This window comes from Pigmentibacter sp. JX0631, from assembly GCF_029873255.1.
GTDB lineage: Bacteria > Bdellovibrionota_B > Oligoflexia > Silvanigrellales > Silvanigrellaceae > Silvanigrella.
In genome coordinates this window covers 3,382,680-3,399,029 of the sequence record NZ_CP123622.1, presented here as the reverse complement: position 1 = coordinate 3,399,029, position 16,350 = coordinate 3,382,680, and the positions used below count along the sequence as shown (strand labels likewise).

At 28.5% G+C, this 16,350-nt stretch carries 11 protein-coding genes and 2 pseudogenes; 8 read left to right on the top strand and 5 right to left on the bottom strand.

Features of this window, described 5'->3' with window-relative positions; genetic code table 11:
* Positions 1 to 125: 125 nt before the first annotated feature.
* The 3 genes from QEJ31_RS14595 to QEJ31_RS14585 are packed head-to-tail and all read left to right on the top strand — an operon-like array spanning position 126 to position 2,841.
* Positions 126 to 881 (top strand): ABC-three component system protein, encoded by a 756-nt coding sequence (locus QEJ31_RS14595; RefSeq protein WP_280591247.1) that lies wholly within the window; start codon positions 126 to 128, stop codon positions 879 to 881.
* Positions 878 to 1,108: an ABC-three component system middle component 6 gene (locus tag QEJ31_RS14590; RefSeq protein ID WP_280591245.1), complete on the top strand. Its 231-nt coding sequence runs from the start codon at positions 878 to 880 to the stop codon at positions 1,106 to 1,108. Before QEJ31_RS14595 ends, QEJ31_RS14590 begins: the two co-directional genes overlap by 4 nt.
* Positions 1,102 to 2,841, top strand: coding sequence for a DUF2326 domain-containing protein (locus tag QEJ31_RS14585; RefSeq protein WP_280591243.1), 1,740 nt, complete (start codon positions 1,102 to 1,104; stop codon positions 2,839 to 2,841). Before QEJ31_RS14590 ends, QEJ31_RS14585 begins: the two co-directional genes overlap by 7 nt.
* A gap of 272 nt (positions 2,842 to 3,113) precedes the next feature.
* Here QEJ31_RS14585 and QEJ31_RS14580 read toward each other — a convergent pair.
* A pseudogene (locus QEJ31_RS14580) lies at positions 3,114 to 3,500 on the bottom strand (VOC family protein).
* Between the two features lie 9 nt (positions 3,501 to 3,509).
* Entirely contained in the window at positions 3,510 to 4,589 is a 1,080-nt protein-coding gene (locus QEJ31_RS14575; protein ID WP_280591239.1) for a PDDEXK nuclease domain-containing protein, read from the bottom strand.
* Positions 4,590 to 4,614: 25 nt separating this feature from the next.
* On the opposite strand from QEJ31_RS14575, the pseudogene QEJ31_RS14570 reads away from it, so the two are divergent.
* Both QEJ31_RS14570 and QEJ31_RS14565 read left to right on the top strand, forming a co-directional pair.
* Positions 4,615 to 6,680, top strand: a pseudogene (locus tag QEJ31_RS14570) (Tn3 family transposase).
* A 15-nt stretch (positions 6,681 to 6,695) separates the two neighbouring features.
* Positions 6,696 to 7,406: a tyrosine-type recombinase/integrase gene (locus tag QEJ31_RS14565; RefSeq protein ID WP_280591237.1), complete on the top strand. Its 711-nt coding sequence runs from the start codon at positions 6,696 to 6,698 to the stop codon at positions 7,404 to 7,406.
* Between the two features lie 145 nt (positions 7,407 to 7,551).
* Here the strand turns inward: QEJ31_RS14565 and QEJ31_RS14560 are convergent, their stop codons facing one another.
* Both QEJ31_RS14560 and QEJ31_RS14555 read right to left on the bottom strand, forming a co-directional pair.
* Positions 7,552 to 8,514 (bottom strand): hypothetical protein, encoded by a 963-nt coding sequence (locus QEJ31_RS14560; protein ID WP_280591236.1) that lies wholly within the window; start codon positions 8,512 to 8,514, stop codon positions 7,552 to 7,554.
* Between the two features lie 481 nt (positions 8,515 to 8,995).
* Positions 8,996 to 9,475 carry a hypothetical protein gene (locus tag QEJ31_RS14555; protein WP_280591234.1) on the bottom strand — a complete coding sequence of 160 codons (480 nt, stop codon included), beginning with the start codon at positions 9,473 to 9,475 and terminating at the stop codon, positions 8,996 to 8,998.
* A gap of 562 nt (positions 9,476 to 10,037) precedes the next feature.
* On the opposite strand from QEJ31_RS14555, the gene QEJ31_RS14550 reads away from it, so the two are divergent.
* Together QEJ31_RS14550 and QEJ31_RS14545 are read left to right on the top strand one after the other, a co-directional pair.
* Positions 10,038 to 10,775, top strand: a complete 738-nt coding sequence (locus QEJ31_RS14550; RefSeq protein WP_280591233.1) for a transporter substrate-binding domain-containing protein — start codon at positions 10,038 to 10,040, stop codon at positions 10,773 to 10,775.
* A 737-nt stretch (positions 10,776 to 11,512) separates the two neighbouring features.
* A complete protein-coding gene (locus QEJ31_RS14545) occupies positions 11,513 to 13,021 on the top strand; it encodes a leucine-rich repeat domain-containing protein (protein WP_280591231.1) in 1,509 nt (502 codons plus the stop codon).
* A 55-nt stretch (positions 13,022 to 13,076) separates the two neighbouring features.
* On the opposite strand, the gene QEJ31_RS14540 is transcribed toward QEJ31_RS14545, so the two are convergent.
* Positions 13,077 to 14,834 carry an ABC transporter ATP-binding protein gene (locus QEJ31_RS14540; RefSeq protein WP_280591229.1) on the bottom strand — a complete coding sequence of 586 codons (1,758 nt, stop codon included), beginning with the start codon at positions 14,832 to 14,834 and terminating at the stop codon, positions 13,077 to 13,079.
* A gap of 394 nt (positions 14,835 to 15,228) precedes the next feature.
* Between QEJ31_RS14540 and QEJ31_RS14535 the strand changes: the two genes are divergently transcribed.
* A complete protein-coding gene (locus QEJ31_RS14535; protein WP_280591228.1) occupies positions 15,229 to 16,329 on the top strand; it encodes a hypothetical protein in 1,101 nt (366 codons plus the stop codon).
* Positions 16,330 to 16,350: the final 21 nt, after the last annotated feature.

Below are 16,350 nucleotides of genomic sequence, written 5' to 3'. Positions count from 1 at the left end.
TAACGAACTTTTCAAGTTATAATCATTTACTATAAGCGGATTTATAACTTATAAACTGCTATAAGCAAATTAGAAAATAAAATTAAAATTTTGATAAATGATTTTATTTTAATATGTGAGACTATATGAATCGAAGTAAAATACCTGATAAAGCTATTAAATCATTATATGGTAAAGCTGCGGGTAGGTGTTCTTTTACCGAGTGTAGGAAAGAACTTATCTTAGATGGAAAAGATGGTGCTTCAGTAATAGGCGAAATGGCTCATATATACGCTTATGGTGACGAAGGCCCACGGGCAAATTCTTCTTTAGATAAATTATCTAAAAATAGTTATGATAATTTAATACTTCTTTGTCCAAATCATCACACAGAAATTGATAAAAGACCTGATAAATACACTATAGAATCTCTAACTAATATGAAATTAGCACACGAAGAGTGGATAAGCGAAGCTTTAAAAGAAAATATGCAAAATGTTACTTTTTCAGAATTAGATGTAATTATAAAGGCAATAGCCAATAAAAATATTCCTAACCCTACTCAAGACTTAACTCTAATATCAGTATCGACTAAAATAAATAAAAATGATTTAGGTAAGAAATCTCAAGAAAAAATTAAATATGGTATGTTGAAAGTTAGTTCTGTAGAAGAATATTTATCTACTGTACTTTTATTAGATGCAGACTTTCCAGAAAGACTTAAAACAGGTTTCATAACCAAATATAATGAACTAAAAGCTACTTCTATCACAGGTGATGATTTATTTGAAGAAATGTTCCAGTTTAGTTGTTTAAATAAAACAACTGATTTTTTATACTCAGCATCAGGACTTGCTGTTCTAGTATACTTTTTTCAAAATTGTGAGGTATTTGAAAAATGATTTTGCCCACAAAAAATATCAAATTAGAAGACTCAATTATATATTTGTCTGGTTTATTATTAAATCAAATCCATGAGACAGATACTGTTTCTTCTTTATGGGAAAGATTTAAATCTAGTAATTCTATTTCTTCGTTCGGTAGATATACTCTCCTACTATCTTTTCTATATACAATTGAAGCAATAACAATAGAAGATGGAATTCTAAGGAAAATAAAAAAGTGCTAAAATCAGTTAAAGCAAATAATTCCAAGTTTAAGCCAGTCATTTTTAAGAAAGGTTTAAATGTTATTATTGCAGAAAAAAGTCATAAATCTAGTGATGAAGATACTCGAAATGGTGTAGGTAAAACTTCAATAATTGAAATTATTCATTTTTGTCTAGGAGGAGAAGCTAAAAAAGGGCTTAGTTTTAATAAAAAAGAACTTGCTGGTTGGTCGTTTACAATTGATTTAGAAATTAATGAAAAAAATCTTTCAATATGCAGGGAAATTTCGGATGCATCTAAATTTTATATTTTAGAAGATAGTGGGCAAATATTTTCAAATTTTAAAGAAGATAATGGCAAAAAATATGTAAGTGAAAAACAAATTAACACTGCATTAGGAGAATTAATTTATAATATTCCTAAATCATCTCAAAAATATTCACCAAGCTTCCGGATGTTATTCTCCTATTCTGCAAGGAAAGGTATAGAAGCTTATTCTTCACCCTTCAAATATTTTCCTAATCAACAACCTTGGCAAATTCAAGTATGCAATACTTATCTTATGGGATTATCCTCTGAATACGCGTCTGAATTACAAACAATTAAAGATGAGAAAAAAATTCTGAAAGAATTAAAGAAGTCTCTACAAAGTGGAATTCTTAGTAGATTTATTGGTGATCTTGGAGAATTAGAGTCAATAAAGATAAATTTAATGACTGAAGTTAACAATTTAGATAACCAAATTAATACGTTTAAAGTTCATCCACAATATGAAGAAATTGAAACTAGAGTCAATGAATTAACAAAAAATATACATGATTTATCAAATAAAAATGTAACAGACAGGCTTTTATTAAGTAATTATAGTGATGCTATTAAACTTGAAAAGAAGAATATTAATATCTCTGATATTGAAACAATGTATGAAGAGGTTAATATAATTTTTCCTGATTTGATTAAAAAGAGAATTAGCGATATTAAAAACTTTCATTCAAGTGTAGTTAAAAATCGAAATTTATATTTAAGAGATGAAATTAAAATATTGGAAAAATCGATTTTAGAACGAAATGTTAGAATAAAGGAAATAACTGAAGAAAGAGCAAAATATTTTACTATTCTTAAAAACCATGGTGCATTAGCTGAGTACAATTCTTTATCTGAACGTTTTGTTATGAAAAAAAATGAATTAGAAGAAATAAAATCTAAGATAAATGATCTTAAAAAGATTAAACACGGCGAAAGTGAAATTAGAATAAGACAAGAGCAATTAAATTTGAAAATTGGAAGAGATTACGAAGAAAGGCAATTACAAAGAGATAAGCTTATAAATATATTTTCCCAAAACACGAGAAGTTTATATGAAAAACCAGGTCAATTAGTTCTGAATTATAAAGAATCAGGATATGATTTTAATATTGAAATTGAAAGATCCTCAAGTTCTGGAATTAAATTTATGGAAATATTATGTTATGACCTGTTAATTGCTGAAGTAAATTCTGAAAATAAAAGTGGACCAATGTTTTTGATTCATGATAGTACAATTTTTGCAGATGTAGATGAAAGACAAATCTTAAAAGCAATTCAATTAGCAAAAAATAAATCTTTAGAACATAATTTTCAATATATTTGTTGTATGAATTCAGATAAAATGCCTGAAGGTTTAAAATCTGGTGATTCATCTATACTTCAAGATATAGTACTTGAGTTAAAAGACTACCCTGAAGAAGCAGGCTTGTTTGGATTTAGGTTTTAAAATACTTCTAACTTATAAACTTCATATTTAAATAAACTAAAATTTATTATTTCATCTTTGATATCGAATGTTTATATTTGATTTACTATTAGAAATGGCGTTCAAAATCAGCTGCCGGCTCAGGCCCCCAAATAGGCCCTCTAAGCAGCTAGCTGCGTTTTGACGCCATTTAAGCGTTGATTTTTAAAAGTTATCCATATTTTATATGAAATTTGCCTGTAAATTTTTGGTTATGAAGTTTTAGAAGATTGCTCTTTTATTTAGCATTATTTTTAAACTGTAAACACATTTCCACCAAACTGTGTACAAACTTTTTTAGACTCACTGAATTCAATTAAATCAATTCTATTTCCATATAAATCTTTAAAAACAGCAACTTTACCATATTCTTCAATTCTAGGTTTTTCTGTGAATTCAATTCCTTTTGAAAGGAATAAGTGATAATCTAAATCAAAATCACTGGTATGAAAATAAAAGAAAACCCTTCCACCTGCTTGTTTGCCAACAACAAAAAGCTGCTCTTCATTGATTGCTCTGGATAAGAGTATTTCAGAGCCTAATTTCCCAGGAGCTTCTAGGCGAACCCATCGCTTGTTCGGCATTTATATATCTTCAATAACTCTAAATCCTAATTTGTTACAATAAAAATCAATTGCCAAATCATATTCTCAGACAAGAAGAGCGATGTGTGCAATGCCGACTATCATGGATGAATTTTTATTAGGATTTAAATCATTTTTTAAGGAATCTTCTAATTCCTCAATAGTAGGAAGAGAACTTTTTAAATTTTCTGGCAATGATTCATTAAGTCGATATTCAGAAAGTCCAATGGGTTTACTAAGATCTCGTAAGGTATATTCTGCTTGAATTTGATTTTTAGTTTTACATAAAATAAGCCCAATAGAAGGATTGTCTGTAGGGTGTTTTAGTAAATCATCCACTGCGGACAAATAAAAGTTCATTTTACCAGCATATTCTGGTTTAAATTTATCAGACTTAAGATCAATTACAATAAATGATCTGAGTTTTAAATTGTACATTAAAAGATCAATATAAAAATCATCCCCACCAACTTCTAACTTGTATTGACGTCCAACAAAAGCAAATCCAGAGCCTAATTCAATTAAAAACTTTTCCATATATAGAATAAGAGAAATCTCTAATTCTCGATCATACGCTTCATTTCCAATGCTTAAGAAGTCAAAAATGTAGGGATCTTTTAAAGTTTGCTGAGTGAGTTCGTATTGATGTGAAGGTAATTTATCTTTAAAATTAGAAACAGCTTTTCCTTGTCTAGTAAAGAGATTTGTTTCAATTTGATGGGATAAAATAGGACGTGACCATCCTTGTGCTATTGTTTGATGTATGTAAAAAATACGCTCTTCGTGAGCCTTTACTTTCTCTAAAATAGTCACAAGATGGAACCATGGTAATTGTGCAGCAGCCTGCTGCACAAATTCAATTTCGGGGTAACTTTCTGCAAAAAGCCGCATATAATTAAGGTTTCTTAAGCTAAAACCCTTCATGTCAGGGAAAGAAGACTTAAGATCTTTAGCAAGAAGTGCAATAACCTTAGAGCCCCAACCAAAAGTTTTTTGCGTACTTAAAATTTCACTACCAATTTTATGGTACAAGAGAATAAGTTCACTATTAACAGCTCTTATTGCTTTATACCTAGAGTTTCTAACGCTGCTTTTAAGACCTTCAAGAAACTCGATATATTCAGAGCTTATAAGCTCTTTTGTCATATAAATTCACTCATAAATACACAAGATGTCTTCAAATTCAGAAGGGAAAGTTGAAAAGTCAATTTTAGATGCCATTAAAAACAGTAAAATTCCAAACAAAGATGAGCTATTTTTGAATGTCGCAGAACCTTTAGTGGAATATCCGCTGGGTGTTATTGAGGATATTATCTACCCTATTGCAAGTCAGGACACACTAAAAGAGCTAATTAAAGAACTTAAAGAAAAAGGAACCACATCCTATCATAAAAAAATTCATTATACTCTTCGAGATTCTTATTCAGGTCATTACAGAAGAATGCTCCCTGAAATTTTACAGCGGTTTGAATTTAGTTCAAATAATGAATACCATCAGTCAATAATTAAAGGACTATCTTTAATAAAATTACACCTAAATGAAAAAAAGAGATATTTTACAATTGAAGAAGAAAGCCAAATAGATAGTCTTCTTAAGAAAAATCTTCGGAATTTTATAGTTGAAAAAATAAATAGAATTAGTTTTGAAATTTGCCTTCTTCAAGCTTTAAGAGAAGGGCTAAGGTGCAGGAAAATTTGGATTGTTGGAGCCAATAGATTTAGAAATCCTGACGAAGATCTTCCTGATGATTTTGATTCACTCAGAGAAGAATATTATAAAGCCTTGAATCTTCCCACTAATGTAAAAGAATTTATTCAATTGATTAAAGATCTAATGACAAAAGAATTAATGAATCTTAATAAACGTATAGTTAAAAATAAAAAAGTAAAAATTCTAGAAAAATATAAGAAAGGATGGATACAACTTACTCCATTAGATGAGCAAAGTGAGCCGGAGAACTTAAAAAAAATACAAAAAGAAATTTATAAACGCTGGAAACACACAAGTTTACTTGATGTTCTTAAGGAAACAGATTTGAGACTTGATTTTGTAAGTAAATTTTCTACCGTTGGTACAAAGGAAGTTTTAGCAAAAGACATTTTACAAAGAAGATTATTGACATGTTTGTTTGCTCTTGGCACAAATACAGGAATAACAAGAGCAAGTAGTTTGATTTCAGGGTACAGCATTATGAACTAAATCATGTTAAAAAGACATATATTACAAAAGAACAACTAAGAGAGGCTATAGCATCTGTTATCAATGCAACATTTAAAACACGAGTGAAAAAAATATGGGGAAATGTGACTGTTACGACATCTGCTTCTGATTCAAAAAAATTCGGAGCATGGGAACAAAATTTAATGACAGAATATCACCTTCGCTATGGTGGTCGAGGAGTTATGATTTATTGGCATGTTGAAAAAAACTCCTTGTGTATTTATTCACAATTAAAATCTTGTTCTTCTTCTGAAGTAGCTTCTATGATTGAAGGAGTTTTAAGACATTGTAATGAAGTGAATATTGAAAAGCACTTTGTTGATACTCATGGTCAAAGTGAAGTTGGATTTGCTTTTACACATCTACTTGGATTTCAATTAATGCCACGGCTTAAAAATATATATGCACAAAAACTCTCATTAACAGATGAGGACATAAAGGAAGAACTTAACAATTTAAAATTAATATTGACAAAAAAAATTGACTGGGAACTTATTGAACAGCAATATGATCAAATGGTAAAATATGCAACTGCACTCCGTTTAGGGACGGCTGAAACTGAATCTATTTTAAAACGATTCACAAAAAACCCAGTTAAACATCCTGCATACCTAGCACTTCATGAATTAGGTAAAGCAATTAAAACAATTTTTTTATTCAGATATCTTGATTCTGAAGATCTTAGACAAGAAATTAATGAAGGCCTTAATATTGTTGAGCGTTGGAATGGTATCACAGGATTTATTTTTTACGGAAAGAATAGTGAATTTTCTTCTAACAGATTAGAAGAACAAGAACTGTCTATTTTAGCACTTCAACTCTTACAAGTATGTCTTGTATATATTAATACCCTTATGATTCAAGAAGTTCTTTCGGAAAAATATTGGTTTAATTTAATGGATAAAAATGATTTTAGAGCTTTAACTCCAATCATTCATTCACATATTAATCCTTATGGTAAATTTACTCTTGATATGAATGAAAGAATTCCTTTTAAAAAAGCTTTATCTGCATAATTAATGGAGTCTATCATGCGAGAACAAAATAGAACACCAGCTATAAAAAAAGCGAAAGAGTTTGCAAAAACATTAAGAAAAGAAAAACCAAATTATTTTTATCTTAAAGATGTCTTCAAATATCTAAGAATAGAGTTTGGGATTAAAATCGAAAAAAAAGGTAAAAAACTTCCTTACGTTCCATCTGATGAAGAACTAAAAAAGTTTTATAAAGCCGTATGGGAGGCTAAAAATTTCCAAGATATTCTCATTATTAAAACTTTATTGTATACAGGTTGTAGAGTGTCTAAAATTGTAAATATAAAAATTGAAAATGTCGATTTTGATGCTTGTCAAATTAAAATTCAGGAAGGTAAAGGAAAAAAAGATAGAATAGTTCCTTTTCCTACACAATTCAAAGAAGTTTTAAAAGGACATATTCAAAAAATGAAGTTAGAAAGCGCAACATATTTATTTGAATCCTCTTGGCATAAAAAATATACTCCACGCGGAATTCAAAAAATGTTTAAAAGATATGTTTCTGAAGCTGAAATATCAGAAAGTTTAACCCCTCACAAAATACGCCACTACTTATTCCGCTGGTTAAAGTCTCAAGGGGTTGATGATGCTCTTATTCAGCCGTATTCTGGTCATGTAACAAGGCAATCTTTAGAGATTTATTCTCGGTTGTCTTTGAATGATGCCCAAGTAGTCTATGATGAAAAAATGAAAAAATTTCTTGTTTAAGGAATTATATCCAAATGACTCACATAACCAAAAACTTTATGGATAAATGTCATATAAAATATGGATAACTTTTAAAAAACAAGGCTTAAATAGCATCAAAACGCAGCTACCGGCTTAGAGGGCCATGCAGGAATTCAAACAATTCCTAAAATCCAATTATTTTTATTCCATTTAATCCAGTTGGTAAACCTGAAGCTCCTGAATCCTGACAATTACTGGGAGAGCCATTTGCTAAAATATTACAGACATTAACACGTCCAGGGTTTCCATTTGTTGTATAAAAAATATTACCAGATAAAAACGATACTGGGCCATCAGAGTAATTTGAATTAATTGAATTACAACTTGTCAGGGTAGGTGGTATTGAGGATGTAATGGAACAATAATTAATAAATCCTGAACCCGTCGAGTAAGTATAACCATTAGTAATCGTCACTCCTATTATACTCCCTGCGACCGCAAAGGAATTACATCCTAAAAAATTAGAAGCATTACATATTAAAATTGAGCCTCCATTGCAATTTGAAACAAATACGTAATTCCCCAAAAAATTTACTTCTGTTGGACAATTAAATCCATTACCAACTGTTGAACAATTTAATGAATTATTTGAAATTGAACATAATGATACAGTGCTTCCTGTACCTTGCCCACTATTGGCAACATAAATGGAAGAACCTACAAGCGTCAATTCATAAGGATGATTAATGGTGGCTGCACCTGAATCAATACAATTAGAAAATGTAAAATCAGAATTAACATTACACGATGTGATGGTAGTTAAATTTAAATTTGCTATAAATGCTACACCATTATAAACAACAATACCTGTTGGAGCATTTATATTGTTTGCCCCTGTATTAAAACAATTAGACAAGCTATTATTTGAAACAGAACAAACATAAATTGTATTAGTTGATCTTCCTAAAATAAAAGCTTTATAAATAAGAGCAACATTTGAGCTAGGAGATTCGGTGGTTACACCCGGATGAAAATTTTGATCCGACATAGAATTATTGTAATCACCAAAAGGATTTCTATCACATTTAATAAAAATATAAGATAAAATAACTACAATTAAAATATAAAATTTTGTTTTGATTACCATCAATAAAATATCCTTTAATAAGGGTCTTAGTCACTTTAAAGTGATCTCTAACTAGAACTTTGATTACTACAATTTGTATTTTCTACTGCCGGGTTAAAAACTTAATTTTATAATTCAACTTTAATAGAAGAAAAATTCCTATATTTTTCTTCTTCGTCCAAAACTAAACAAGTGATAATTCTACATTTATATCATCTTGTAGGCATTTTTGTACCTTTCATTAATATTAAAAGTAACAAAAATAAACGTTAAAGTTACACTATAAAATTTGATTAGATTCATTTAAAAAGTGTAACAAAGTCATCCACGCGATCAACGTCATGGTTGCCTAGTAATTTTATTTTATGACAGTAATATTTTAAACTGTTTTACATTTAATCAAATTGATAATTTTATGTAACATGGAATATAACGAAAAAAATCGTTGTGCAATACAAAGCTGGGCGCTTTCGTAGGTGAAAATCTAGCTCAAGCAATACTCCTAAGTTTTCTTTGCAAGCTCAACTAAGTTTTCAGTTTGTTGAGGAATTTTTTGTACAATTTTGTTACCTATTATTCTTTTCCAGAGGAAAGTAAGGATTCCTTCGATTTTTATTATGGTTACTAACCTTACACCATTTTTTTCTGGGATGATTTCATGAATGCCATACATTTTTGCGCCTGGGAGTTGAGTACAATCTACAAACTTATGTTCTTTTACAACTTCAATTAACTTTAAATTAACTTCCCTTCCCTCTAAAGTAATCAGAGTGAAAGTTGAGCCTTCTGAAAATGATCCATTCAGCTTGCTATCTTTTATTCCTGGGTTCCATTTTTTCCAATTTTCTATGTCACTCCAAAGTTCCCAAATAGTTTTTTTCTCAATATTTTCATAAGTTTTTTCATATTTATACCTCCACATAACCCCCCCTATAGTAACTATGTTTACTATTATACACCTCCCCCTTGTTTTTTTAGCCAATTTTTCTTTCTTTCAGAATTTCACACAACATAATGGGAGTTATCATAACTGAAATTCCAACTAAGAGTTATTTTATTTAATTTAATAATTTTAGTAATATTAATTAATATAAATTTATTAATATAATATATAAATTTAGTAAATTAAACTATTAAAATAAGAAAAGTCCCAAAATTTGCCCCGAAGAAGAAATTAAAAAATTTTATAAAAATACAGATCTAGAATTATTTAACATTTGATATAATTGAATAAATTATAATTTTTTTGTATTTATTAAAAAAATTTTTAGGATGATATAGAAATTAGTATTCATTTTTAAAGAAAAAAGAATTGGAGATTTCAGCAAAAAAATATGATTAATTCTAGCAGCTTGACTTAGAATTCGAAATTAGGGGCTAGGAAACATTGGGCTGTTACTTTGAAATCTTTGCAACAGAACGCTTAGAGCGGGCTTATACGTGCATTTGACAATGCTATTTTTTGCAACAGAACCACAAAAATGATAGTATGCAAAAAATATCTTTAATAAGAAGATTGAGGTTTGTAAATGTGGTTCAACTTCTTGAAAATAATAATCCTTCTTTGTTTGAATTTTAATTTTGCCTTTGCAGATCGGGAAAATTATAAAATTTATACTGAAGATTTTCAGCCTCCTCTGAATATGTTAAAAAATGAGAAAGTGACGGGATTAGGCACAGAACTCTTAATAGAATTATTGAAAAGGGCGAATTTTTCTTATAACATCACAGTTTTACCTTGGGCTAGAGCAATGATTCAAGTTCAGAATGAAGAAAACTCAATACTCTATTCGGTTGCCCGCACTCCAGAACGTGAAGATTTATATAAATGGGTTGGGCCAATTATTAAAAATAGATGGGTCTTTATTGCTCGCAACGATTTTAAACAAAAGATTACTACATTAGATCAGGTTAAAAAATACATTGTTGGAGGCTATATTTCTGATGGGTTCACAAATTTTCTTCTGCACAATGGTTTTAAAAGAGGTGAAAATTTAGATATTGCTTTCAATCAAAGAAACAATATTTTAAAACTTGAAAAAAAAAGAATCGATCTTTTAGCTATCGGGGAAATTCAAGGAAAATGGTTAGCTAAACAAATGCATATCAGTAATATTCATTCTGTTTTTTCAGTAAAAGAAATTAAAATTTTCATTGCATTTAACAAAAAAACAAGTGACTTAGTTATAAATAATTTAAATAGTATATTGCTAAAAATGAAGACGGAAAAAGGTGTTACAGATATTTACAAAAAATATGGAGCGGAACAGAATATCAATTAAATATTCTTTCTCTGTTAATTTATAGTGGTTCTGTTGCAAAAATGTCAAAGTTTAGCACTCGTTGTATCTCTTCATTTTGAAAGATAAATATCTATCGTTTGATCATGCTTATCCACTGCTCAATTGAGATAATACCATTCAGCTTTTACTTTGACTTAAGTCTCATCCATTCGCTAACGTTCGCAGATGCTCTTCCTAAGCTTATAAACCTTCTTAAGTAATTTCGGATAGTATTCCACGATCCAACGATGAATTGTCATGCGATCTACAAAAATACCACGTTATGCTAAAAGTTCTTTTACTTGCCTGTAAATTAGAGAGTAGCTCACATATTAATGTATTGCCATTATTATAATCATATGATCAGCATGCTTCTACTTGAACTCAATCTCCACACTCTCGAACAAATCCAAAAAAGTTACTTTACTCTCATTTCTATATTTATTGTAATAGAATATTTTTCATAACTAAAATAATATTTTAATATTTCACTACAAATAATTATTTCTTTTTTGAAAATTTATTCAACAATAAAGTAATTACAATAATTTTAAGACATTAATACAAAGCAACAATATGTAGCAATAAATTAACAACAGAAATATAAACTACAGATTGAAATTGTTATAAATTTAACTTAAAAGCGAAATGTACTCATTTTTTAAAATGAGTACATAAAATATAAAACCTATGCATAAATTTTAAATATAATTATAAATATTAATACTAGGAAAAAAATGACTTACTTAAAATATAGCAGTGCTTTATTGCTTACATTTTTTATACCAGTTACCGCAAGTGAAAATAATTATTATGCTAATGATGGTGAAGTGGTTTACCTTGTAGAGAATACTAGGGGTATTTTAAATGCAAAAATAGCAAAAAAAAAGGGAAAAGTTACAACTGGAGGAATAGATGAAGCACAGTCCGAGCTTTCTGACTATACTTTAAATTTATCAAAAGACTCTAGTAATAAATTTTCTATAATATTAGATAAAACAATCCAACAAGATTATAAATGCTTTGAGGTGGCTTTTACCTTCTCTAATAGCCATGCTTTTAATAGCCATACTATTAAAAGCTATGCTTATATATCCAAATTACCAAAATCACTAAACACGGCAACTCAATGTAAATATCTGTTGCTAGTAAATGGTATAGAAAGCAAAAAAATTGATATTTTATTGAATTATTCATTTAAGAAATGGTGTCAATTAAATTCAGGATTTGATGCAAGTAAAACTGCTAAAATGATAAGTAATACTTGTGATACAAGTCTAGTAAAAAATTTAACAACTTTAGACCTTGCTGGAAAAAAAATAGAGGATATAAGTTCTTTATCTGGACTCACGAAGTTGAAAGAATTAAAACTAGAATATAACAATCTTTCTTACATTCCTGAAAGTATATTTTCTGGTTTAAAAGATTTAGAAAAAATATATCTTTTGAAAAACCAGATAAAGAATTTAGCTCCTGAAACTTTTACAAATAATAAAAAACTAATCGAACTTTCTTTAAGCTATAATAATCTCTCTCGCTTACCAGAGAATCTATTTAAAGAATTAATTAATTTGGAGTCATTACGCCTCATTTCGAATCAAATATCTCAACTAGAACCTAACATCTTTGCTAAAAATTTAAAATTGCAACAACTTGAACTAAGCACTAATCTGCTTACAAGTCTGCCTGATAACATATTTTCTGAATTGAAAGAACTGAAAAAATTAAAGTTGAATTTCAATAAAATAAATAAATTATCTTCTACTATCTTTTCTCAAAATACCATGCTTGTCACATTAGATCTAAACGGTAATGAACTTACAAGTATCCCAGAAAATCTTTTTAAAGAGTTAAATAATTTAGAAGTTCTGATGCTAAAGAGTAATAAAATAAAACAATTGTCCTCAGCTACTTTTGTTCTTAATACAAAATTAAAAGGATTACATCTAGGCCACAATGATCTTACACATATCCCAGATGATCTCTTTACTAGTTCAAAAAATTTAGAAAGTCTTTGGATTCATAGAAATCAAATATCCCAATTATCATCTTTTACGTTTGCACATAATAAAAAGCTGAAAGAACTCGCTTTAAATCATAACCTTCTTACACACATTCCAAATGGGATATTTTCTAATTTAAAAGAGCTAGAATTATTATGGATTAATGATAACCCTGTCAGAAATTTTGATAAATCAATGCTTATTCAAAATCCTAAATTAGAAAAACTAACACTGCCGCAATAATAATAGTTCGTAAATATTCGACTAGCACAGAACTGCAAAGTAAAAATTAAAAGTTTTAATCGAGAATAAATCCTCCCACTTGAGCATCCCACAACTTCTTATATAACCCATTTTTCTTTATGAGCTCATTGTGAGATCCATCTTCTTCTATTTTTCCTTGATTAAATACTAAAATTCTGTCCATGTGTAAAAGAGTAGAAAGTCTATGTGCAATTACAATTGTAGTTTTACTTTCCATAAGTTCTGCTAAACTATTTTGAATATCAGATTCAGTAACAGAATCTAGTTGCGAAGTTGCTTCATCTAAAATTATTATTGGAGAGTTTTTAAGTATTGCTCTTGCTATAGCTATTCTTTGTTTCTGGCCTCCAGATAACTTAACACCTCTTTCACCTACTAAGGAATGATATCCTTCAGGTAAATTCATGATAAATGAATGTGCTTTTGCTTTTTTTGATGCTGCGATAACTTCATCCATTGTTGCTTCAATATTACCATAGTGAATGTTTTCTAAAATTGTTCGATGAAATAAAGATGGTTCTTGTGGAATCATAGCTATCGATTTTCTTAAACTCTCTTGAGTAACAAATTGAATATTCTGGTTATCTATAAGTATACTTCCAGATGTCACATCATAAATTCTTAGTATCAAATTTATAAATGTAGTTTTTCCACCTCCAGAAAAACCTACAAGACCAACTTTCTGACCAGCTTCAATTATTACTGATTTATTTTGAAATAAAGCCTCCATTCCATTGTATTGAAATTTAACATTCAAAAATTCAATTTTTCCTTTTTTCACAAATATCTCTTTAGCATTTTTATGATCTTGTACTTCTAAAGGGACAATTAAATTTGAAAGACTTTGTTTACATTTACCTAACGCCTGATGAAATTCATTTACTTGTGACATAGTAAACCATGTAATATAAGCTATTTCCATAGTGACCCCCAAAATTAAGGCAAAATCACCTATTGTCACAAGACTTGCTTTATAAAAATGTACTAAATTTACTATCATAAAAATTAACATTATTGTTATTAGTAAACCTTGAGTTACATTCATAATAAAAATAAATAATTCTTCTTTTTTAAATGTTTTTTTTCTAATCAATAATAAATTATTTAAAGAAGATAGCTCAAAGTTATTCTTTGCAAATAATCTAATATTATTAACATTAGAAATAGAATCTACTAAATAACCTGATATGTTTGATTCTGACTCAGCATATTTATCAGATAAATTAACAAGTTTTATTGACATAATAAAACTAAAAGAAAAAAAGACAATTGCCCACGTAATCATTATATAAAAAAAGGAAATATTTACATGATATACTAAAAATAAAGAAATAATAAGGAGGGAAAAATTCCTTAAAAAGTGCGGTAATATTGGATAAAGTATTTTTATGATATTATCTGATAGTGTATTAATATGACTTGCAATTTTTCCAGATAAATTATCTTGAAAAAATGCTTGTTGTAAAGAAATAATATATTGAAATGTATCATATATAATTTTATTTTTAATCACAGGCTGATACTTATAATTAATGTAACTTATTGAACGCCAAGTTACATTATCAAGCATAATGAAATTTAATACCAAAAATATCAATGGAAAAAGTATGTTTTCAATTGAATTTTGCACTGATTGTGATAAAGTATTGATAATAATTTTCAATAAGTAACTATTTAAAGGCCCCATAAATCCAGCAGCCATTGGAATTGATATATACAAAAAGACGATAAACTTATAAGGTTTAAGAAAATTCCAAATAAATAGAAATAAATTTTTAGGCATATGACGCATGTTTTCACCATTCTTTAGCATACAAATTTTGTTAGTTTTGAATATTTGACTAAAAAAAGAAATAAGATGGAATTAATAATACATAGTCACTAAAATTGCACAAAAAATATAGTATACAGTATATACTGCTAATTTTAGCATTTTTATTGCTTGTTTATTAATTTACTTAAGAATGGTTATTTTTTCATGATACCCTTAAAAAAAAAGAAACAGAGTGCTCATCATAATATAAAATTATTCTAATTACAAGCATATTAAAAAATATATTTTTTATGCCATCAGAAAAAATTTGATATTATTATCAAATTTTGATAAATAAACTTTAATGAAATTTTAAGCTTTCGCTTTTTTAAATTAATTAGCTTTAACAATTAAATAATGGCGGTTTTTGTTAATGAGAAGAAAAAAACTTTTAAAATTTGTTTCATTTTTTTTATTTCTAATTTTAGTAGAGAAAGTTTTTCTCCCTGATTTTAAAATATATGCTGATGAAACAGAAAGAAAAATTCCAAAATTCGTCTATCGAGCATCTCCATCAAAGCCTGATGACAAATTTAGATATGGTTTTATCAGAGATAGAGCTTTAAGTACGGATTTGGGTCTTCACATTTCAGGGGACTCTGGAGATTCAACAGCCTTTATTAGCACTACTGCAAATCGAGATTATGCAAGACAATTTGCTACTTCTTACGCTATGGGGTGGTGGCATGTTCGGGAATTTTATGTTTATGAAATTATACCTCAAAGTAATTTTATAGATTTAGAAGCAACTTATACAAGAACAATAACAAATTCAACCACATCACCGGAATTAAGAGCGTCTCTAGAAAATGCTCGTTATACTTTCACAAGAGAAAATGAATACTCTGCCCTTTATGAGATTCGGCCTGAGACAATTATCTCCGCTACACGCTTTGAATTTGATTCCAATACAAGGCAGTTTGTTCAACACGAAACTATTGAAAATAATATAACTAGAGTAGATCGTAACAATCCACAAATTGATGCATCACTGCATGAAAATAATTTTCCTCTAGGTACTTTTAATAGTATGCAAATACAATACAATCAAACATCAAGTGGATTTGCATGCTATATACCAAATACAAGCTCAAATATACGGAAAAAAAGAGATGGAAATGAAAAAAATTACATCTGTCCTTATTCTGGCAAAAATATTTATGAAACAGTACAATCTCCAGAAGAAATATTTAATAAAAATACTTTTAAAATAAAAATTGAAATTTTTAATAAAAAAAGATATTGCGTCAGTCCAAAAAGTGGGAATTACGTTTATTTAGATTATTGTGAAAAAGCAGCAGAATGGATATACACTGATCTCGGACAAATAATTACTTTAGTTCATGACGGTCAAAATGAGCAATATTATTGTTTAACTTCTCCAATAAATGCAAATAATTATAACTATATTAAATTAGAAATTTGTGATCTAAATTTAAAAGAACAAATATGGAATATAAGTTCACAGGGTTAATCTAATTACTTAATCACATCG